The 20,979-nt window shown below is 33.3% G+C and carries 13 protein-coding genes; 10 read left to right on the forward strand and 3 right to left on the reverse strand.

All coding sequences use genetic code 11. The annotated features are described in order from the left end of the window. Positions 1–29: 29 nt before the first annotated feature. The gene (locus ACNFIH_RS16225) at positions 30–2,441 is read right to left on the reverse strand and encodes a prolyl oligopeptidase family serine peptidase (RefSeq protein WP_426483917.1); all 2,412 of its coding nucleotides are present in this window, start codon (positions 2,439–2,441) and stop codon (positions 30–32) included. Between the two features lie 264 nt (positions 2,442–2,705). On the opposite strand from ACNFIH_RS16225, the gene ACNFIH_RS16230 reads away from it, so the two are divergent. Together ACNFIH_RS16230 and ACNFIH_RS16235 are read left to right on the forward strand one after the other, a co-directional pair. Continuing rightward, a complete protein-coding gene (locus ACNFIH_RS16230) occupies positions 2,706–3,713 on the forward strand; it encodes a 3-oxoacyl-ACP synthase III family protein (protein WP_426483918.1) in 1,008 nt (335 codons plus the stop codon). A 114-nt stretch (positions 3,714–3,827) separates the two neighbouring features. Next, positions 3,828–4,499: a copper homeostasis protein CutC gene (locus tag ACNFIH_RS16235; protein WP_035650214.1), complete on the forward strand. Its 672-nt coding sequence runs from the start codon at positions 3,828–3,830 to the stop codon at positions 4,497–4,499. 84 nt (positions 4,500–4,583) lie between these two features. Here ACNFIH_RS16235 and ACNFIH_RS16240 read toward each other — a convergent pair whose 3' ends face one another. Continuing rightward, positions 4,584–7,001 (reverse strand): TonB-dependent receptor domain-containing protein, encoded by a 2,418-nt coding sequence (locus tag ACNFIH_RS16240; protein WP_426483919.1) that lies wholly within the window; start codon positions 6,999–7,001, stop codon positions 4,584–4,586. Positions 7,002–7,322: 321 nt separating this feature from the next. On the opposite strand from ACNFIH_RS16240, the gene argS reads away from it, so the two are divergent. Then, the gene (gene argS, locus ACNFIH_RS16245; RefSeq protein WP_426483920.1) at positions 7,323–9,101 is read left to right on the forward strand and encodes an arginine--tRNA ligase; all 1,779 of its coding nucleotides are present in this window, start codon (positions 7,323–7,325) and stop codon (positions 9,099–9,101) included. A gap of 119 nt (positions 9,102–9,220) precedes the next feature. Here argS and ACNFIH_RS16250 read toward each other — a convergent pair whose 3' ends face one another. Next, entirely contained in the window at positions 9,221–10,126 is a 906-nt protein-coding gene (locus ACNFIH_RS16250; RefSeq protein WP_426483921.1) for a DUF6607 family protein, read from the reverse strand. A gap of 103 nt (positions 10,127–10,229) precedes the next feature. Between ACNFIH_RS16250 and ACNFIH_RS16255 the strand changes: the two genes are divergently transcribed. The 7 genes from ACNFIH_RS16255 (at position 10,230) to ACNFIH_RS16285 (ending at position 20,936) form a co-directional block, all read left to right on the forward strand. Beyond that, the gene (locus ACNFIH_RS16255; protein WP_426483922.1) at positions 10,230–12,344 is read left to right on the forward strand and encodes a TonB-dependent receptor plug domain-containing protein; all 2,115 of its coding nucleotides are present in this window, start codon (positions 10,230–10,232) and stop codon (positions 12,342–12,344) included. A gap of 17 nt (positions 12,345–12,361) precedes the next feature. Then, entirely contained in the window at positions 12,362–13,456 is a 1,095-nt protein-coding gene (locus ACNFIH_RS16260) for an HmuY family protein (protein WP_426483923.1), read from the forward strand. A 277-nt stretch (positions 13,457–13,733) separates the two neighbouring features. Further along, positions 13,734–15,215 carry an SGNH/GDSL hydrolase family protein gene (locus ACNFIH_RS16265; protein ID WP_035650196.1) on the forward strand — a complete coding sequence of 494 codons (1,482 nt, stop codon included), beginning with the start codon at positions 13,734–13,736 and terminating at the stop codon, positions 15,213–15,215. Positions 15,216–15,297: 82 nt separating this feature from the next. Then, positions 15,298–16,626 carry a GDSL-type esterase/lipase family protein gene (locus ACNFIH_RS16270; RefSeq protein ID WP_238567999.1) on the forward strand — a complete coding sequence of 443 codons (1,329 nt, stop codon included), beginning with the start codon at positions 15,298–15,300 and terminating at the stop codon, positions 16,624–16,626. Between the two features lies 1 nt (position 16,627). Further along, positions 16,628–18,310: an MBOAT family O-acyltransferase gene (locus tag ACNFIH_RS16275; RefSeq protein WP_426483924.1), complete on the forward strand. Its 1,683-nt coding sequence runs from the start codon at positions 16,628–16,630 to the stop codon at positions 18,308–18,310. 255 nt (positions 18,311–18,565) lie between these two features. Then, the gene (gene ffh, locus ACNFIH_RS16280; protein ID WP_035650191.1) at positions 18,566–19,918 is read left to right on the forward strand and encodes a signal recognition particle protein; all 1,353 of its coding nucleotides are present in this window, start codon (positions 18,566–18,568) and stop codon (positions 19,916–19,918) included. A 130-nt stretch (positions 19,919–20,048) separates the two neighbouring features. After that, entirely contained in the window at positions 20,049–20,936 is an 888-nt protein-coding gene (locus tag ACNFIH_RS16285; RefSeq protein ID WP_426483925.1) for a bifunctional 5,10-methylenetetrahydrofolate dehydrogenase/5,10-methenyltetrahydrofolate cyclohydrolase, read from the forward strand. Positions 20,937–20,979: the final 43 nt, after the last annotated feature.

A 20,979-nucleotide genomic window follows, 5' to 3' on the forward strand; every position in this document is an offset into this window, starting at 1 on the left:
TTTTCTTTTTGTAATTTTTAAAGAGAAAATTAGTTTTTCAAGTATTTCTCTAAAAACTGATCTTGTTCCCAAAGCAAATGTAGAATGTTTTCTTTGGCAACATAACTATGCGCTTCTTTTGGTAGAATTACCATTCTTGCATTGGCGCCCAAACCTTTTAAAGCTTGGAAATAACGCTCAGTCTGTAAAGTAAAAGTTCCTGGATTATTGTCGGCTTCACCGTGAACTAATAAAATTGGAGTTTTCATTTTATCAGCATTCATAAAAGGCGACATTGTATTGTAAACTTGAGGAACTTCCCAATAATTACGTTGTTCAGTTTGGAATCCAAAAGGAGTTAAAGTTCTGTTGTATGCACCGCTTCGTGCAATTCCGCAAGCAAAACGATTAGAATGTGTCAATAAGTTAGCCGTCATAAAAGCTCCGTATGAATGTCCTCCAACAGCTACTTTTTTACGGTTAATGTATCCTAAAGCATCAACTGCATTAATTGCAGCTTCAGCATTGTCAACTAATTGCGAAATGAAATTGTCGTTTGGTTCTGTTGTGCCTTCTCCAATAATTGGGAAAGCAGCGTCATCTAAAACAGCATATCCTTTTGTTACCCAATATACAAACGAGCCGTAATAAGGAACCGTAAACTCATTTGAATTTTGAGTCACTTGTCCAGCACTATTTTTGTCTTTGTATTCTGCAGGATATGCCCAGATTAATAAAGGTAATTTCTCTTTTTTAGCTTTGTCGTAACCAGCAGGCAAATATAAAGTTCCAGAAAGTTCAACGCCGTCTTTACGTTTGTATTTGATTACTTCTTTGCTTACATCTTTAATGCTTTCAAATGGATTTTTAAAAGCTGTAATTGGAGTTAAGCTGTTTTGTTTTTTAATATTTCTGAAATAATAATTCGGGTATTCACTTTTAGACTGAATCTGAACTAAAACTTTACCTGATTTAAAATCTTCAATTTCTAATAAATCTTCTTTTTTATCTTTATATGAAGAAGTATAAATACGTTTTGATTTTAATGTTTTCAAATTGAATTCGTCGATAAAAGGAAACTGGCCTGTTTTAGTAAATCCTTGTCCAATACGAAACGCATTGTCGTTTTCAATAGCTAAAACATATTTGTTGTATTCATTTTTCTTTGTTTCAAAAGCACCTGGATCAGAATAAACATCTTGAGCGTTACGATCTGTAATCAGTTTTGGTTGCTCACTTGGATTTGACGGATTGATTAAATACGTTTTTGTATTACGCGTATCGTACCATTCGTCAGAAACAACAGCAACATTGTCATTCCCCCAAATAACATCGCTAAAACGTTGTGGAGTTTTTACTAATGAAGTTGGGTTGTTTGTAAATGGCGCATCCCAAAGAAAAACTTCATCTCTAAATTCTACTTTGTTTGCTGGATCTCCTTCATCCAAAGCTGTTACGAATGCTAGTGTAGCTGGTTTGTCATTTCTCCAGGCCATTTCACGTTTTCCTTTTCTAACAGCCATAAAACCTTTTGGCATTATTTCGCTTAATGGAACTTCGTTTACTGTTTTGATTTCTTTTCCTCTTGCATCATAAACAATCGTTCTTGAAGGGAATCTGTATAATGGAACTACATATGAAAATGGTTTTTGAATTGTAGTCAGCATAATGTAATTTCCGTCTGGTGAAATTTTTTCTCCAAAATACATTGCGGCATCTTTAAATAAAACAGCATCTCCTTTTAGGTTTACTTTGTACAATTCAGAAGTAACAATGTTTTCGAAATTTATTTCATCATTTTTGTTTTTCAACATATCAGGATACGTTCTGTTTTGAGATTTTTCTCCTGAAGTATTTGAGATAATTGGTCCGGTTGGCAAATCTTTTTTAGCATCTAATATTGCCGGTCTGTTTTTAGGAAGCATTTTTACTAAAATCGTTTCATTGTCTGAAAACCAGCTAAACGGATTACCAAGATTTGCGTTTACAGTAGCATCGGTAAGTTTTGTCGCGCTTGCAGTCGCAACATCGATAACCCAAAGTTCAACTCCTGTTGCAGCAGTATGCGAAAACAATATTTTTTTGTTATTTGGTGACCAAAGAATATTGCTGATTTTTGGATTGTTAGGCAAACCTGTGACTTGTATTTCGTCCTTACCGCTGATTTTACGTACTTTTAAATTGTTTAAATACGTTACTGTACTTGAAATGTTAGTGATTGGGTTGATTCTTAATCCACCCAAACGAAGTTCTTCTTGGTTTAAGTCGTCTAATGTTTTATAAGTTGGTCTGTACATTAGTAACATGTATTCTTTTTTAGTATCCATTGATACTGTCGGCGCACGTTCGTAATCGGCTAAATCTAAAATAGATTTTGATGGTTTTTGGTACGTTAAGTTTTCTTGGGCAAAAGCAATAAAACCAATGTTTAGAAATAAGAGTAATGTAACCTTTAATTTCATAATTTGAATTTTAGGGGTTTAAAAAATGGTATTCGTAATGTTTGACTAAAGTACTTCAATCTTGTTACATTTTAAAGCATAATTTAAATACTTTTCATTGTTTTTAACAAAAGACTGATTTTTTTTAAAAGAAATGGTTTTAATGAACTTTAGAATTAAAGTATATTAAATTGCTAATAACGAAAAAAATAGTAATTTGGGTGCTTATGTTTTAAACTATACGTAAATTTGCAATCCAATTTTTTAACAAACAATAAAAAGAATATGTATCATTCAAAAATAGCGGGCTTAGGATATTATGTTCCTTCAAATGTTGTGACCAACGATGATTTGTCTAAGATTATGGATACCAATGACGAATGGATTCAGGAAAGAACCGGAATTCAGGAGCGCAGACATATTATTCGTGGGGAAGATACCACAACTTCAATGGGCGTAAAAGCAGCTAAAATTGCAATAGAACGTTCTGGCGTTGCCAAAGAAGATATTGATTTTGTAGTTTTTGCTACATTAAGTCCGGATTACTATTTTCCAGGACCTGGAGTTTTGGTTCAGAGAGATTTAGGATTAAGAACTGTTGGAGCTTTAGATGTAAGAAATCAATGTTCTGGTTTTGTTTATGCTATTTCTGTTGCCGACCAATATATTAAAACCGGAATGTATAAAAACATTTTAGTAATTGGTTCTGAGGTTCACTCTACAGGATTAGATATGACAACTCGCGGGCGTGGTGTTTCGGTAATTTTTGGAGATGGAGCAGGAGCAGCTGTTTTGAGCCGTGAAGAAGATTTGACAAAAGGAATTTTGTCAACGCACTTACATTCAGAAGGGCAGCATGCTGAAGAATTGGCATTGCAGGCACCGGGAATGGGCGCGCGCTGGGTAACCGATATTCTTGCAGATAATGATTCAAATGACGAAAGTTATTATCCATACATGAACGGACAATTTGTGTTTAAAAATGCAGTAGTTCGTTTTGCAGAAGTTATCAATGAAGGTTTAGAGGCAAATGGTTTGCAAGTTTCAGATATTGATATGCTGATTCCGCATCAGGCGAATTTGAGAATTTCGCAGTTCATTCAGAATAAATTCAAATTGTCTGATGACCAAGTGCACAATAATATCCAGAAATACGGTAATACAACTGCAGCATCTATTCCAATTGCTTTGACAGAAGCTTGGGAACAAGGAAAAATAAAATCTGGAGATACAGTAGTTTTAGCAGCTTTTGGAAGTGGATTCACTTGGGCGAGCGCAATTATTAAATGGTAAAATAATCATCTTACATTATATTTTTTTAAAACCTGCTTCATTTTTGGAGCAGGTTTTTTACTTTTGATATCCCAAATCTTGTGATTTCATTCGAAATGACAAAAAAATAATCAAATGAAAAAAAATCAGTTGGAAATAGCGTGTTTCAATTATGAGTCGGCAATAATTGCTCAGGAAAGTGGTGCGGACAGAATTGAACTGTGTGAAAATATGGAATTAGGAGGAACAACTCCAAATTCTATTTTAGTAGTGAAAGTCCGCGAAAGCGTAAAAATAAAAATGCATGTCATTATAAGGCCTCGTGGTGGCGATTTTGTCTATTCTGATGAAGAACTTACAGAAATGAAACAAGATATCAAACACTATAAAAAGTTAGGCGTTGACGGTTTTGTTTTCGGTATTTTAAAACCAAACGGAAAAGTCAATAAAAGACAAAACAAAGAATTGGTACATTTAGCGCATCCGCTATCATGCACTTTCCATCGTGCTTTTGACGTTGTAGATTCTATTGAAAAAGGACTTGAAGATGTAATTGAATGTGGTTTTCAAACTATTTTGACTTCTGGAACAGGAAAAAATGTTGAAGAAGGAATTTTTGATTTAGAACAAATTCAAAAATTAGCCAAAGACCGAATCGAAATCATGCCAGGAGGAGGCTTAAGATCGTCAAATATAAAATTACTGCAAGATAAGTTGACTCCAACTTTTTATCATTCATCGGCAATTACAGATAAGTCCGAAATTGCAAATCCCGAAGAAATTAAAGAATTAAGGAATTTTTTATAATCTAAAATAAAAAAGCCTGGAGTTGGCATACTCCAGGCTTTTCTTTTCTACAAGAACTATTAAAATCTACTAATCAAAGTGGGATTAAAACATTCCGCCACCACCTTTATTAGTGTTATCTTCTCTTTGTTTACGTTGTAAGTTTTTGATTTTTCCACCACCAAAGTTATAAGTCAAACCTAAATAAACTGTTCTGCTTTCCCAAGAAAACTGACCTGTTTGAGGATAAGGATAAATTCCATCAAAAGCATATTTCATTGTTTTGAAAACATCATTAAAACGTACGCTAATGTTCATTTTGTTGTCTAACAATGTATAACGTGAACCAATATCCATTTTGTACATTTCGTGTCTGTTTTGCTGAACATCTTCAACTGGTCCTCTGTAAAAACCAAATAATAAGAAACTTAAACGTTTTGTAGGTTTGAAGTTTGAGTTCATACGTGCGTTAAATGCCGTAGTTGTTACGCTACGCTCAAGAGGCGCACTTGTGCTTGTTGCAGGATCAAATTCGAATACAACACCTTGTTGCTTGATACTTGAGAAATCAATAGATGGTTGAATGTCCCACCATTTTGTAAGCTTGTAATTCAACGAAACATCAAAACCATAAGCGCTGTTGTGATCATAGTTTGTATAGCTCAAAATTTGTTTGTACCCAGATGGATCATTTGGATCCGGACTCAAAGTTCTGCTAATTTGATCATTGATGCTTCTTACGAAAACACCAGCTGTAATGCTTCCTTTATCAAGAGTTTTAGTATAGTTTACTTCAACAGAATTTGTAAACTGAGGTCTTAATTCAGGGTTTCCGTATGAAGTTACCAACGGAGTTGAGAACTCGCGAATAGGTTTTGTCTGCTCAATACTTGGACGGTCAACACGACGGCTGTAGCTAAATTGCAAAACATTTTTCTCGTTTAAATTATACGTTAAATATGCCGATGGATATAATGTAATATAATCATCATTAAATTTATCCTGACCGTGATTTAAATTCGCTTCTACTTTGTAACTTTCAAAACGAGTTCCTAATTGGTAGCTGAATTTTTTGAATTTTTGACCAAAAGTTACATAAGCTGAATAAATATCAGTATCGTATGTATAGTTTGAAACTCTTTCGTCAATAGGAACTAACGGATTACCTGTGTTGTAATCATTATTTGTTCTTGTGATTCTTGCTTCAGCACCAGCTTCAAGCGTAGTTTTGTCGTTTAACGGATTTACATAATCAACGTTTAACGTGCTTAATTTTCTTTGGTCACCAATTTTATCACCATAAACTACATTGTTTACTGAATTATCAGGTCTTGTTGTTTGTGTGTCAAAATTTGCGTTTTGGCTTACTTTAGTATCACTATAGTTTCCTTCAAAATCTAAAGTATGTCCTTCTTTTTTGAAAATATGTTTGTACGCTAAATTATAAGTTCCAGTTTTGCTCGGACCTTTATAAGTTGAATTTTGGTAAATATTGAAAATATTTGGATCAGCATTATTGTAATCAATGTCTGTAATTACATTTCCGTTTCCAGTAGATTTGTTTTGATTCGTATAGAATGACAAAGTGTTTTTGTCATTGATTAAATAATCCATTCCTAACTTGTACAAGTAATTGTCATTTTCGTTAGAAATTTTCAAATTTTGCTCAACATCCTGATCTAATCTTTGGATTCTTCCTTTGTTGTAATATGTACCGAAGTTTTGTCCTCCATTTCCAAAGAAATTTACTTTTCCGGTTTTGTAGTTCAAATCAAGAGATTGATTGTATTTTGCAGTTTCTCCAAAAGTAATACCACCACTGTAGCTTCCGTTGAAACCAGTGTTTGCATTTTTGTGTAAAACAATGTTGATGATTCCAGACATTCCTTCTGGATTGTATTTAGCACTTGGATTTGTAATCAACTCAATTTTTTTGATAGAAGTTGAAGGAATTTGTTTCAATAATTGAGCAGGGTCAATATTAGATGGGCGCCCGTCAATTAATACACGTACATTGTCATTTCCACGAAGCGAAAGTTTTCCATCCTGGTCTACGTTTACTGATGGGATATTGCTCATAATATCAGATGCAGAAGCACCAGCTGTAGTCAAATCTTTACCGACATTAATTACCTTACGGTCAATTTTTTGTTCAATAGTTGAGCGTTCAGCTACAACATTTACACCTTTCAATTGTGTTGCTTCTTCTTCAAGAGAAACATTTACTGTAGCGGTTTTTCTGTTTTCGCTTAAAATCAAAGAACCAACATATTTTTTGAAACCAATATATTGAACTTCGATAGTGTAGCTTTTTAATGCTAAATTTTTGATTGTAAAATCACCATTGTCATCAGTGTTAACACCTGATACCACTTTTCCGTTTTCTTTGACAGAAACAGTTGCGTACGAAATTGGTGCGTTATTCGATTTCTCGATAATTTTTCCCGAGACTGTCCCGGAATTCTGGGCCTGAGCTGTTGCAATTAAACTGAATAATGCGAACAGAAAAAATTTTAATTTCATAATTAATACTTGATTATTTTGATTTGATTGATGATGATTGTTTTTTTGTTTTTGTTAGATTTTTTTTGCTTTAAATGATTTCAAAGTCTCTATTAAGACTCTTTTATGATTGATATGTTACAATAAAAACTTAATTTTTTTTCAATTTAATTTGAGATGTTCTGTTTTGTAGGAGATTAGCGTTTTAATTTTTTGATAATTTTAACATTCTTCTGAAAGGCTTTTTTAAGAAATTCTAAACGTTTTGTTCGATTTTATATGTTTTTCATTTTCTGTAATTGATGAATAAGCTGTATCTTTGCTCACTTTAAAATAAGTTACATGTCATTATCACAAATTCTTACACCTTCTATACAAAAAGCAATTCAGGCATTATTTGATGTTTCAGTTGATAAAATCGAATTTCAGACTACCAGAAAAGAGTTTGAAGGCGATATTACAATGGTAATTTTCCCGTTGTTGAAAGTCATTAAAAGTAATCCTGTTGAATTAGGAAATAAAATTGGAAACTACCTGGTTGAAAATGTTTCTGAAGTAGCACGCTTTAATGTAGTGTCTGGGTTTTTGAATATTGTTATTTCAGATAGTTATTATCTGAATTTCTTCAATGAAATTAAAGACAATACTAAATTTGGTTACGTAACTCCAAATCCAGAAGACAAAGCAGTTATGGTCGAATATTCTTCACCAAATACAAATAAACCTTTGCACTTGGGTCACGTTCGTAACAATTTGTTGGGATATTCAGTTGCTGAAATTTTAAAAGCTTCTGGAAAAAAAGTATATAAAACGCAAATTATCAACGACCGTGGAATTCATATCTGCAAGTCGATGTTAGCTTGGGAAAAATTTGGAAACGGAGAAACTCCGGAAAGTTCAGGTTTAAAAGGTGATAAATTAGTTGGTAAATATTATGTGGAGTTTGATAAAGCCTACAAAACAGAAATCAACCAATTAATTGAATCTGGAAAAACAGAAGAAGAAGCAAAAAAACAAGCGCCAATTATTGTTGAAGCGCAAGATATGCTGAAGAAGTGGGAAGCCGGCGATGAAAAAGTAATTGAGCTTTGGAAAATGATGAACGAATGGGTTTATGAAGGTTTCGCAACAACTTATACAAATCTTGGAGTTAACTTCGATAAATATTACTACGAAAGCAATACTTATTTATTAGGAAAAGATGTTGTTCAGGTTGGTCTGGATAAAGGCGTTTTCGAAAAAGATCCAGACGGTTCAGTTTGGATTGATCTAACCGATGAAGGTTTGGATCGCAAAATTGTTTTGCGTTCTGACGGAACTGCGGTTTACATGACGCAGGATATTGGAACAGCAATTCAGCGTGTTAAAGATATGCCAGATGTTGGAGGAATGGTTTATACGGTTGGAAACGAGCAAGATTATCACTTTAAAGTTTTATTCTTGATCTTGAAAAAACTTGGTTTTGACTGGGCTTCAAGTTTATATCATTTATCATACGGAATGGTTGATTTGCCTTCAGGAAAAATGAAAAGCCGTGAAGGAACTGTTGTAGATGCTGATGATTTAATGCAAGACATGACTGCTACAGCAAAACAAATTTCAGAAGATTTAGGAAAATTAGACAGTTATTCTACAGAGGAAAAAGCGAAATTGTACAAAACAATTGGTTTAGGCGCCTTGAAATATTACATTTTAAAAGTAGATCCTAAGAAACGTATTTTGTTTAATCCGGAAGAATCTGTTGATTTTGCTGGTAATACAGGTCCGTTTATTCAATATACTTATGCGAGAAGTCAATCGATAATCCGTAAAGCTGATTTTGATTTTTCTGCCAAAACAAATATTGAAGAGCTTCACGAAAAAGAAAAAGAACTGATAAAACAAATCGAGCTTTTCCCAGAAGTAATTCAAAACGCTGCTCAAAATCACAGTCCGGCGTTAATTGCAAATTATACATATGATTTGGTAAAAGAATATAATTCATTCTATCAATCTGTTCATATTTTAGGCGAAGTTGATTTGACTAAAAAGATTTTCAGAGTACAGCTTTCTCAAAAAGTAGCAGAAGTTATTAAATCTGCATTTAATTTATTGGGAATAGAAGTTCCTGAGAGAATGTAATAACAAAAATAAAGATATTTTAAAGCCGATAGTTATGACTGTCGGCTTTTTCATTTTCCAAAAAAAAAAAAGCTGGCAATCTAGAAATTACCGGCTTTTTTTATTTAACTAACAATTTTTTATTTCTTAACGAACTTTTCGATGATAGCATCAGATTCTGCTTTTGTTGCTTCTGGTTTTAAATCAAATAAAAGAGAATATAAAGCTTTACGATCTACTTTTGCTTCTAAGTTTAAATCTTGATGTCTGTCAAAAAGAGTTTGCCATTTATCACGAACGTTTTTCCAAAGCACTTTGTTTGTTCCCCACCATTTTTGCGCAGCAGCACATTTAGAATCTGGAACTTTAGTGTAAACATCAAAACCTTTTTCTTGTGCTAACAAAACATCTTTTCCAGCGTCATCACGAACCAATTTGTCATTGTCTTGCTCATGATTCCATCCTGTAGAAGTGATTTCGTGGATGTTTCTTCTTTTTAAAACATTGTAGTCATTACGTTTTGTTTGCTCTCTTCTAGGAAGCGGCGCATCGGCTACGTTTGCCCAATAATCTTGTCCGTCAACGTGTACCCAAGTTGATGATCCTTCATAACGCGGACTATCATCTACTTGATATACTTTTTGAGTCCATTGCCCTTTAACAGCCTTTTTATCTAATTTTTTATATTTCCAAGAAGTTCCTTTGTCAAAAGAATATAAGTTTGTGTTTTCATAAAGCCAGTCTTGTCTCCAGTGTTTGATAATCATATCATCGCTTACAATCAATAAATGCTGCATTACGATTTTGTTTGGAGTATCTTCTAATAATTCAACCCATTCTAAAGCTGATTCGTGCTTAGTTTCAGATGGCTTATAAGTAAGAGAATCTTTAGGATATGAAAATGTTTCTGTGAAATTGAATTTTACTTCATAACAACCACACATTGATTTTATTGATTTAATGTCTTGTTGTTTTTTGTCCTGAGCGAAACCAAGACCACAAGTCAAAGCCATTACGGCCGATAAATAGAGGCTTTTTGTAATCATAACTTATTATTTTGTTTTTAATTTTTGCAAATATATATAATTTATTTAGAACAAATAAAAATAGTTTATATATTTGCGCCATTATTAAGACTGAATAAAAATAATGAAAATTAAAATTACCCTTTTTGCTGGATTTCTATTTTGTACATATTCTTTTGCTCAGCAAAAAGATAGTATTGTTTCTCAGGAAAAACTTTCTGAGGTTGTTGTTACAGGACAGTTCGAACCGCAATCCATAAAAAAATCTGTTTTTAATGTTCGTGTGATTTCAAATCAGGATATTCAAAATTTGGCAGCTAATAATTTAGCCGATATTTTAAATCAATATTTGAATATTACAGTTAGTCCAAGCGGAACAAGTGGCCGTTCCACAGTTTCATTATTCGGTTTAGATGCACAATATTTTAAAATATTGGTTGATAATGTTCCTTTAGTAAATGAAGCAGGATTAGGTAACAACATCGATTTGTCGCAAATTAATCTTAATGATGTTGATCATGTTGAAATTGTCGAAGGTTCGATGGGAGTTACTTATGGGGCTAATGCTGTGAGTGGTGTTTTGAACATCATCACTAAAAAATCTTCTAAATATAAATGGGGAATTAACGCATCAGTTCAAGAGGAAACGGTTAATAATGAATATTCTCTTTTTGATGAAGGACGTCACATTCAATCTCTTAGAGTTTCTCATACTTTTGATAAAAATTGGTTTGTTTCAGCAGGAATCAATCGTAATGATTTTCAAGGATATTTAAATGATAAAAATGGAGAAAATTATGCTGAGAATGATGGAACACGTGGTTACAGTTGGCTTCCAAAAGATCAATTAAACGGTACTGCAACCATAGCGTATCAGAAAGGTAATTTTCGTTTTTACTATAAATTCGAGTTTTTAGATGAAAATGTAGATTACTATAATAGTACGGTTCAATCTGGATATAACAGCACTTTAGGTTCATATCGTTATGCGGATGATAAAATATATTTTACGGATCGATATTTTCATAATTTGAATGCGACAGGAAGATTATTATCGCAATTAAATTATAATGTTTCGCTTTCGCATCAAAAACAGGAGCGTGATGTTGAAACTTTTAGGTATAATATAGGAAGTAAAACAGAAAGCAATAATACGACTGTAAAAGATCAGGCGATGGAAGTGCTTTATTCGACAGGAACCTTAAATAACTTTTTTTCAGATAAAACGGTTGATCTTCAGTTAGGCTACGAATTTGTCAACAATAAAGGTTTTGCATTAGTTCAGGAGGCAAATAACATTTTTACTCCAGTTCAAAAAACACTTGAGAATTATGATTTTTTTGCTTCGTCAGAAATTATGGCATCGCATAAATTTTCAATCCGACCAGGAATTCGATTTTCTGCTCAATCTCAATTTAAAAATCAATATGCTTCCTCTTTAGGTTTAAGATATTTATTTGAAAAAGGAATTGAACTTCGCGGTTCATATGGTAACTCTTTTAGAACGCCAACTTTTGATGAATTATATTCAAAACAAATTTTTGATGGACACTTTTTTACAGGAAACGAAAACCTGATTCCTGAAACAAGTACTTCTTATGAAACCAGTCTTAAGAAAATGACTTTATTTTCATCAGGATTGCAACTTTCTAACACTTTTGCAGGAAGTTATCTGAATGTTAATGACCGAATTGACATGGCATTAATAAGATTTAATCCAGATACTGGAAATCCAGAATATCAGTATATCAATATCAGCAAATACAGAATGTGGAATTTCTCAACTATGAATCAATTAAAAAAAGACAACTTCACATTCAATTTTGGTGCTGCATTAATTGGTATTTCTCAGAAAATAGACAATCAGGTATTTACTTCTGATGATCAATTTCTTTATTCTTTTAATTTAAATACAAGTTTTTCATATACCGTTCCAAAATGGAAAACAATTGTTTCAGGATATTATAAATACAACGGTAAAACACGACAATATATTCAAGGTTCTTCTTCTTATATTTTATCTGAAGTTGATCCAAGTAATTGGCTTGATCTTACTGTTCGACAAAATTTCTTCAAAGATCATTTTGAAGTTACAGTGGGAGCAAGAAATGTTCTTGATGTGACTAATGTAAGACAAACAGGAACCGCAAGTGCTGCTGGACATGCAGGACCAGGCGAGGTAATGCTTGCATACGGACGTTCTTACTTTTTAAAATTAGCATATAACCTTAATCTTTAATATAAATATAGAATACAATGAAAAAGTTATTATTTTTATCAATCGCGTTACTATCACTAGCATCATGCTCAAATGATGACGACAATAAAGTAGAAATCCCAACAGTGGGAGAAACTTTGAAGACTTCTGTTGGTGGGCCAAACCAACCAAATCAACTTTATCTTGACTTAAGTGCTGCAGAAATTAAATCAGTAAACAGAGCATCTTGGGATTTAGGGTTTTCTTCTGGTTCAGATTTTAGAGTAATCATCAATGGTTCTCTTAAAATGGCAGTAAAAAAATTAGCGACTTCAGATATTACTTTAACTCAAGTAATCGATGCAAATGTTGCAGTGGGAGGCGGTACTACACTTTCTAACAATGGATTTGTTGATAATCCAACTGGTGTTTTAACAGGAGCGGGTGCAGGAATCGGGACTGCAATTGCTGAAATCTCGGCTACAGATGCTGATAACAAAGTTTACTTAGTAAATTTAGGATTAGCTGTTTCTACTACTCAGCCAGCAGTAGGGTCTGTTAGTGTTGATGGCGATGCAAGAGGATGGAAAAAAGTTAGAATTTTAAGAAGCGGAAATGGATACAAAATTCAGTATGCTGATCTAGCTTCTGCAACTTTTACTGAAAAAACGATTTCTAAAGATGCTGCTTATAATTTCTCTTTTTTTAGTTTAACTACAGGAAATACGGTTTCTGTTGAGCCAGAAAAAGCAAAATGGGATTTAAACTTTACTACGTTTACAAATTATATCCCATCTGTGGATGCTGATAATAAGCCAATTGAAGTAACTTATGGTTATTCAGATTTTATTACTACAAACTCAAAAGGAGGAACACAAGTTTACCAAGTATTAACTTCTGTTAAAACTTATGAGGCTTTTGCAAAAGCAGATGTAGTTGAAGCAAACTTTACTGTTTCTGCAACAGATCAAAGAGTAATTGGAGCTAGCTGGAGAAATGGTGGTGGACCAACTTCATTGCCAAGTATTAGAACAGATCGTTTTTATGTTGTAAAAGATGCAGCTGGAAACTACTATAAAGTTAAATTCCTAGCTATGACAAATGATGCAGGTTTAAGAGGGAATACTACTTTGGAGTATGCTATCTTAAAATAATTCTTAAAATGAAAATCTAAAAATCATAAAGATTATTTCATTTTAACTTATGATGCTTCGGCATCGATGTTTAGTTAATCATTAGCTTTGTTTTTTTTATTTTTTTTGATAAAGAGGCCAGATTCGTCTGGTCTCTTTTTTGTTTTTTACTTTATTGATAAAAACAATTAATAATTAAGCTTTAATCTTATCTTTGCACATATTTTTTCATAAAGAATTAGCAGAAATTTCGCATAATTAATTTTTGCAATTCATCCTTCAAAACTTAAAATTACAAGTGAATACAAAGTCATATTTTTTTCAGTCTTTTGCCATTGTTGCATTAGCATTGGTCGCTTTTATTGGATTCAAGCAAATTTTGCCAGATAAGATTTTTTCTGAAAGCAAAATGAATTCAAAAAACGTGCTTATTGACAGCTTGCTTCTGGAAGCTGTTGCAAAAGATTCATTGGGTACAAACGACAGCCTCGATGCAATTGAAGATCAGGAAGGAAAAGAAGAAATTGTTTATGAAAATATCGAAGGAATTGAATTTCCATCTGAAACTTTTGATAATTATAAAGGATATCAATATCTGATTTCGTTTTATGAAAAATTATATCAATTAGAGAAGCATCCTGAATCGAATGTCAGAATTGCGTATTACGGCGATTCAATGACCGATGGGGATTTGATTGTGCAAGATGTAAGAACTAATTATCAGGAACGTTTTGGAGGAAACGGAGTTGGTTTTGTTTCCATAACTTCTGAATCGGCGGCTTCGCGTGGTTCGGTGAAATCTACTTATTCTAAAAACTGGAAAACACAGTCTTATTTGAATGTGAAAAAGCCATCAAGCCCTTTTGGTGTAAACGGACACGTATTTTTTGCTAATGATAAAGCAAATCTAACTTGGGTACAATATGAAGCAGGAACCAATAAATATTCAACAACTTTAGATAATCCGACTTTATTTTACGGAAGAGCTTCGAGAAATGGAAAAGTGAATTTCATTATCGGAAAAGATACTTTGAAGAAAAATTTGGCCCCAAATAATTTGATTAATACTTTAAAAGTAAGTTCAGGACATTTGAAAGCTTTCAAAGCTAATTTCATAAATGCAGATTCTATTCCAATTTACGGCTTCAATTTTGACAACGGAAGCGGCGTTCACGTAGATAACTTTTCACAAAGAGGAAACTCGGGATTGCCAATTTCGATGTTTAATGCTAGTGTAATGCAAGGTTTTAATAAAAGTCTGAAATACGATTTGATTATTTTGCATTATGGAACAAACGTATTGAATTACGGAACCAAAAATTATAATTGGTACGAAAGAGGAATGACAAAAACCGTTAATAAAATAAAAGAATCGTTCCCGGGAGTTTCGATTTTAATTGTTTCAACAGCAGATAAATCGACCAAATATGATTTAGAAATGAAAACCGATTCGGCTGTTGTACCTTTGATGAAAGCACAAAAAAGATATGCGCTTGATACTGAATCTGGTTTCGTAAATTTATATACTTTGATGGGTGGCGACGGATCGATGGTAAAATGGGTTGATGAAACTCCGGCCAAAGCCAATAAAGATTACACGCACTTTAATCAGCGTGGAGCAAAAGCGATTGGAAATTTATTATACACTCAATTAAATAAAGGTTACGAAGAATATAAAATATTGCGTGAAAAACGTGAAGCTGTTGCGAATCAGCAAAGAGCAGCTCGAAAAACCAAAACAGATTCTACTTCTGTGAAAAATGATAGTGTAAATGAATAAACTGATTATTTTTTTCTGTTGTCTTTTTTTCTCTTCGAATGACAAGGCCCCAAAAACAGATTCACTTCCAACAACAAAAAATATGATTCACAAAGTCGATTCAATAGTGGCTGATCCTGTTTCTGATGATCAAATTTATAATGCGAAAGTACTAAAAGATTTTTTCGAAAAATTAAAGGAAAATGAAAGTCAGAACAATCAGAAAATAAATATTGTTCATATTGGAGATTCTCATATTCAGGGAGATTTGATGACCAATGAAGTGAGAAAAAAACTGCAGCATCAATTTGGAAATGGAGGTCGCGGTTTGGTTTTTCCATATCAGCTGGCAAAAACAAATGGTTCTTATAACGAACGTTTTTATTCGAACAGAAGCTGGGAAAGTTATAGAAATATTCTTCCTGCAAAAAATGCACCTATTGGTTTAAGTGGAATTGGACTTTGGCGTGATAATGGAGGTTTTGCTGTTGAATTGCGAGTGAAAGACATGGCATATAAATTCAATACCATTAAAATCATTACGCCTCAAAATCAAAATATGTTTGATTTGGCGACTTCTTCTCAAGTGAATTTGATTCAGTCAACAGAGAAAAAAGTAATTACGCATAAAATCAAAAAAGGAGAAGCAATTTCAACAATTGCCGACAAATACAATATTTCGGTTACGGATATTAAAAAAGCGAATGGTTTAAAATCGAATAATATTAGAGCGGGAAGAACCTTGAAAATTCCGACTAATGAAACCAAACAGAAAACGATTAAAAGCTCTGAATTTGTTCCGTTGAATGTAGAATCAGATTCTTTTTGTCATTATTACAACTCCGATAAAGCATTAGAAAAAATTTATTTGATTCCGAATAAAGAAGCTTCTAAATATGAATTAAACGGAATTGTTTTAGAAAAAGATGCGCCAGGAATATTGTATAGCGGTATTGGCGTAAACGGAGCCAAATATTCAGATTACAATAAATATCCTTTGTTTTTTGAACAGCTAAAAGCAGTGCATCCGGATTTGCTTGTTTTTTCGCTCGGAACAAATGAAAGTTATGACAAACTTGAAGTTGAAGGTTACATTAGACATTTGAGAGAGTTTATAAGCAATATCAAAGCTCAAAATATCAACGTTCCTATAATCGTGATGACGCCGCCGCCATCTTTATTAAGAAGAAAGCCTAATACTTATATTAGAGATTATACCAAAGAAATCTTGGAAATCGCGCAAAAAGACGGTTTTGCCGTTTGGGATTTATACGATGAATTTGGAGGTATGGACGGAATCCGAAAATTAAAAACTCAGGGATTAATTGGTCCGGATTGGGTTCATTATTCTAAAAAAGGATACGAGAAACAAGGAAACTTGTTTGCACAGGCAGTTTTAAAAGCATACGATAATTTTAAATCAAAGAATTAAATTGATAACAATAGATAGCATTAATGATTGGTTCATCCAAAATTTTGGTGCAATTACAATAGAGCAAGTCAAAAGCTGGTTTATTTACAATCCAGATGAAAAATTATTATTCAATACCGGTTTATTCTTAGGATTATTTCTGGTTTTTTATTTTGTGTATGCTTTTTTGCGCAAAACATTTTATTTGAGATTAACGTATGTTATTCTCTTCTCGCTTTTCTTTTATTATAAGTCAAGTGGTGTTTACTTTTTACTCTTACTACTTTCCTCTGTTGTAGATTATGGACTGAGTCAGATTATTTATCGAGCAACAAAAGAAAGTTCTAAGAAAATATATCTTGTAATAAGTGTAATCCTGAATTTGGGATTATTAGGGTATTTCAAATACATGAACTTCATGATTGTGACATTCAATGATATGTTTCATGGCAATTATCAGCTTCATGATATTTTTCTTCCTGTCGGAATTTCGTTTTATACTTTCCAGTCGATGAGTTATATTATTGAAATTTACCGCGAAGAAATTAAACCGACTAAAAATTACATCGAATATTTATTTTTCGTTTCGTTTTTCCCGCAGTTAGTTGCTGGTCCAATTGTACGCGCAAAAGATTTCCTTCCGCAGATTTATCAAAAATTAAATCTTTCGAGACAAGACGTAAACAATGCTTTGTTTTTGATTATTGGTGGATTGATTAAGAAAACAGTAATCTCGAATTATATTTCCGTAAACTTTGTTGATCGTGTTTTTGATACACCACTTAGTTATACTTCTTTCGAAAATTTAATGGCTTCTTACGGCTATGCAATCCAAATTTATTGTGATTTCTCTGGATATTCAGATATGGCAATCGGAATTGCTTTATTGCTCGGATTCAAATTACCAGTCAACTTTAGAACGCCATATAAATCAACTTCGATTACCGATTTTTGGAGAAGATGGCATATTTCACTTTCAACTTGGTTAAAAGACTTTTTATATATTTCGATGGGAGGAAACCGAGAAGGTTCTTTCGCAGGATATTTATTCCCGAGTTTATTCTTCTTCGGATTATTGCTTTGGGGAATTACAAGTTATAATACCAGTATAATTCCCCTAATTGTTGCATCAGTTTCAATATTGCTTTTTTGTTTGTCTTTTCTGCTTTCAAGCAAAAAGAAACAAACTTTGGTGACCAATTTAAATTTATTCACCACAATGCTTTTGGGTGGATTGTGGCATGGAGCAGGAGCACAGTTTATTGTTTGGGGAGCTTTACACGGATTAGCTTTGGCAATTCATAAAATTTTCGTGGAGATTTTTCCATCCAAAAAAGATAAAAGCCCAAATTTCTTATGGAGATTTTTCTCAATTTTAGTCACATTCCATTTTGTGGTTTTCTGCTGGATCTTTTTCCGCGCCAGAGATTTTGAAACGGCCTTGCAGGTAATTAATAATATTGGCCAATTAACATTTGAACCAGAACTTTGGAAAACTATTGTAATTGGTTACAAAAATGTATTCGGATTAATGTTGTTTGGATATGTTTGGCATTTCTTACCAGAAACTTTCACAAACGGAATGAAATCTGTTTTTGATAAAACTCCAATATTGGTAAAAGCAATAATTCTGGGATTTGTTTACTGGATTGTTTACGCAACAGCTGTAGCAGGTTCACAACCATTTATTTATTTCCAATTTTAATTTAAAAGGTTCAGAGGAACAAAGTTACAAAGGCGCAAAGGTTTTATTCCTTGCGCCTTTTTTTCTCTCGCAGATTTTGCAGATTTAGGTGATTTTTTTCATACCCAATTTAAAAAATAATCTGTTGAATCTGCAAAATCTGCGGGCGAGAAAAAACTTTGTCACTTAGTGCCTTCGTGGTAAAATTGCATCTAAATAAAAATTGCCTGAAATATCTAATTAGATTATCTTTGCACTTCAAATAAAGAAAATAATATGTTTGATAATTTAAGCGATAAGTTAGATAAAGCGTTCCATATATTAAAAGGACACGGTAAAATTACAGAAGTAAACGTTGCCGATACTTTAAAAGAAGTGCGTCGTGCATTACTTGATGCCGATGTTAACTTTAAAATTGCTAAAGATTTTACGGCTAGAGTAAAAGACAAAGCAATTGGTCAGGACGTACTTACAACCTTACAACCAGGACAATTATTAGTTAAACTGGTAAAAGATGAGTTGACGGAATTAATGGGTGGAGATGTTGCTGGTGTAAACTTATCAGGAAATCCAACTGTTATTTTGATGTCAGGACTTCAAGGTTCTGGTAAAACTACTTTCTCAGGAAAATTAGCCAACTTTTTAAAGACTAAGAAAAATAAAAAACCACTTCTTGTAGCATGTGATATTTACCGTCCAGCGGCGATTAATCAGTTGCATGTTGTTGGAGATCAAATAGGTGTTGAGGTTTACTCAGAACCAGAAAATAAAAACCCTGTTGAGATTGCACAAAACGCAATCAAACATGCAAAAGCAAACGGTTTCAATGTCGTAATTGTCGATACAGCCGGACGTCTTGCAGTAGATCAGGAAATGATGGACGAAATTGCACGTGTTCACAAAGCAATTCAGCCACAAGAAACATTGTTCGTTGTCGACTCTATGACAGGACAAGATGCTGTAAACACTGCAAAAGCTTTCAACGATATCTTGAATTTTGATGGAGTTATTTTAACGAAATTGGATGGTGATACTCGTGGTGGAGCTGCACTTTCAATCAAATCGATTGTAAACAAACCAATCAAATTTGTTGGTACTGGAGAAAAAATGGAAGCAATTGATGTTTTCTATCCAGAACGTATGGCTGAGCGTATCTTAGGAATGGGAGACGTTGTGTCGCTTGTTGAAAGAGCTCAAGAACAATTTGACGAAGAAGAAGCAAGAAAACTTCAAAAGAAAATCGCTAAAAACGAATTTGGTTTTGATGATTTCTTAACGCAGATTCAACAAGTGAAAAAAATGGGTAACATGAAAGACTTGGTTGGAATGATACCAGGTGCTTCAAAAGCCATGAAAGATGTAGAAATCGAAGATGATGCTTTCAAACATATCGAAGCAATCATTCACTCGATGACTCCGGGTGAAAGAAGCAAGCCAGCCATTATCGACGTAAAAAGAAAAGCCAGAATCGCTAAAGGTTCCGGAACTAAAGTCGAGCAAGTAAATCAGTTAATGAAGCAGTTTGACCAAATGAGCAAAATGATGAAGATGATGCAAGGTCCAGGCGGAAAAAACCTGATGAAAATGATGGGCGGAATGAAAGGAATGCCAGGCGGAATGCCGAGATAATAAAATTAAAAGTTTCAAGTTTCAGGTTTCAAGTTAGAGACTGAAATTTGAAACTTTTTTAATTACATAAATATTTAAGTTTCACAAGTAACGTGAAACAAAAAAAACTTTAAACCTGAAACAAAAAGAAATGCAACTACTAGACGGTAAAAAAACATCTAACGACATTAAAAACGAAATTGCAATCGAAGTTCAAGCTATAAAAGCAGCTGGAGGGAAAGTGCCTCATTTAGCAGCGGTTTTGGTTGGAAACAATGGTGCAAGTTTAACTTACGTAGGAAGTAAAGTAAAATCTTGTCAGGAAATTGGATTTGATTCAACTCTAGTAAGTTTGCCAGAGACAATTACGGAAGAGGAATTGCTTGCTAAAATAAAGGAATTAAACGAAGATGATAATCTAGATGGATATATCGTTCAGTTGCCTTTGCCGAAACATATCGACGAGCAAAAAATCTTATTAGCAATTGATCCTGATAAAGACGTAGACGGATTTCATCCAACGAACTTTGGTAGAATGGCACTTGAAATGGAAAGTTTCATTCCAGCAACACCATTTGGGATTATGGAATTGTTAGAGCGTTACAAAGTTGAAACTTCAGGAAAACATACCGTTGTAATTGGAAGAAGTCATATTGTAGGACGTCCAATGAGTATCTTAATGAGCCGCAAAGGAAATCCTGGAGATTCTACAGTTACACTGACTCACAGTCGTACTAAAAACTTAGAAGAATACACTAAAAATGCTGATATTATTATTACAGCTTTAGGAGTTCCAGAATTCTTGAAAGCAGATATGGTAAAAGAAGGAGTAACAATCATTGACGTTGGAATTACTCGCGTAGATGATGCTTCAAATCCAAAAGGATACGTAATCAAAGGAGACGTTGATTTTGATGGCGTAAGCAAAAAAGCTTCATTTATTACACCAGTTCCGGGTGGAGTAGGACCAATGACAATTGCGATGTTGCTTAAAAATACACTTTTAGCACGCAAAATGAGAAGCGCAAGAAATAAATAATTTCTCTTCAAAATACTTAACAAAGCCTGTTCATTTGAACAGG

Source organism: Flavobacterium sp. 2 (assembly GCF_049949195.1).
GTDB lineage: Bacteria > Bacteroidota > Bacteroidia > Flavobacteriales > Flavobacteriaceae > Flavobacterium.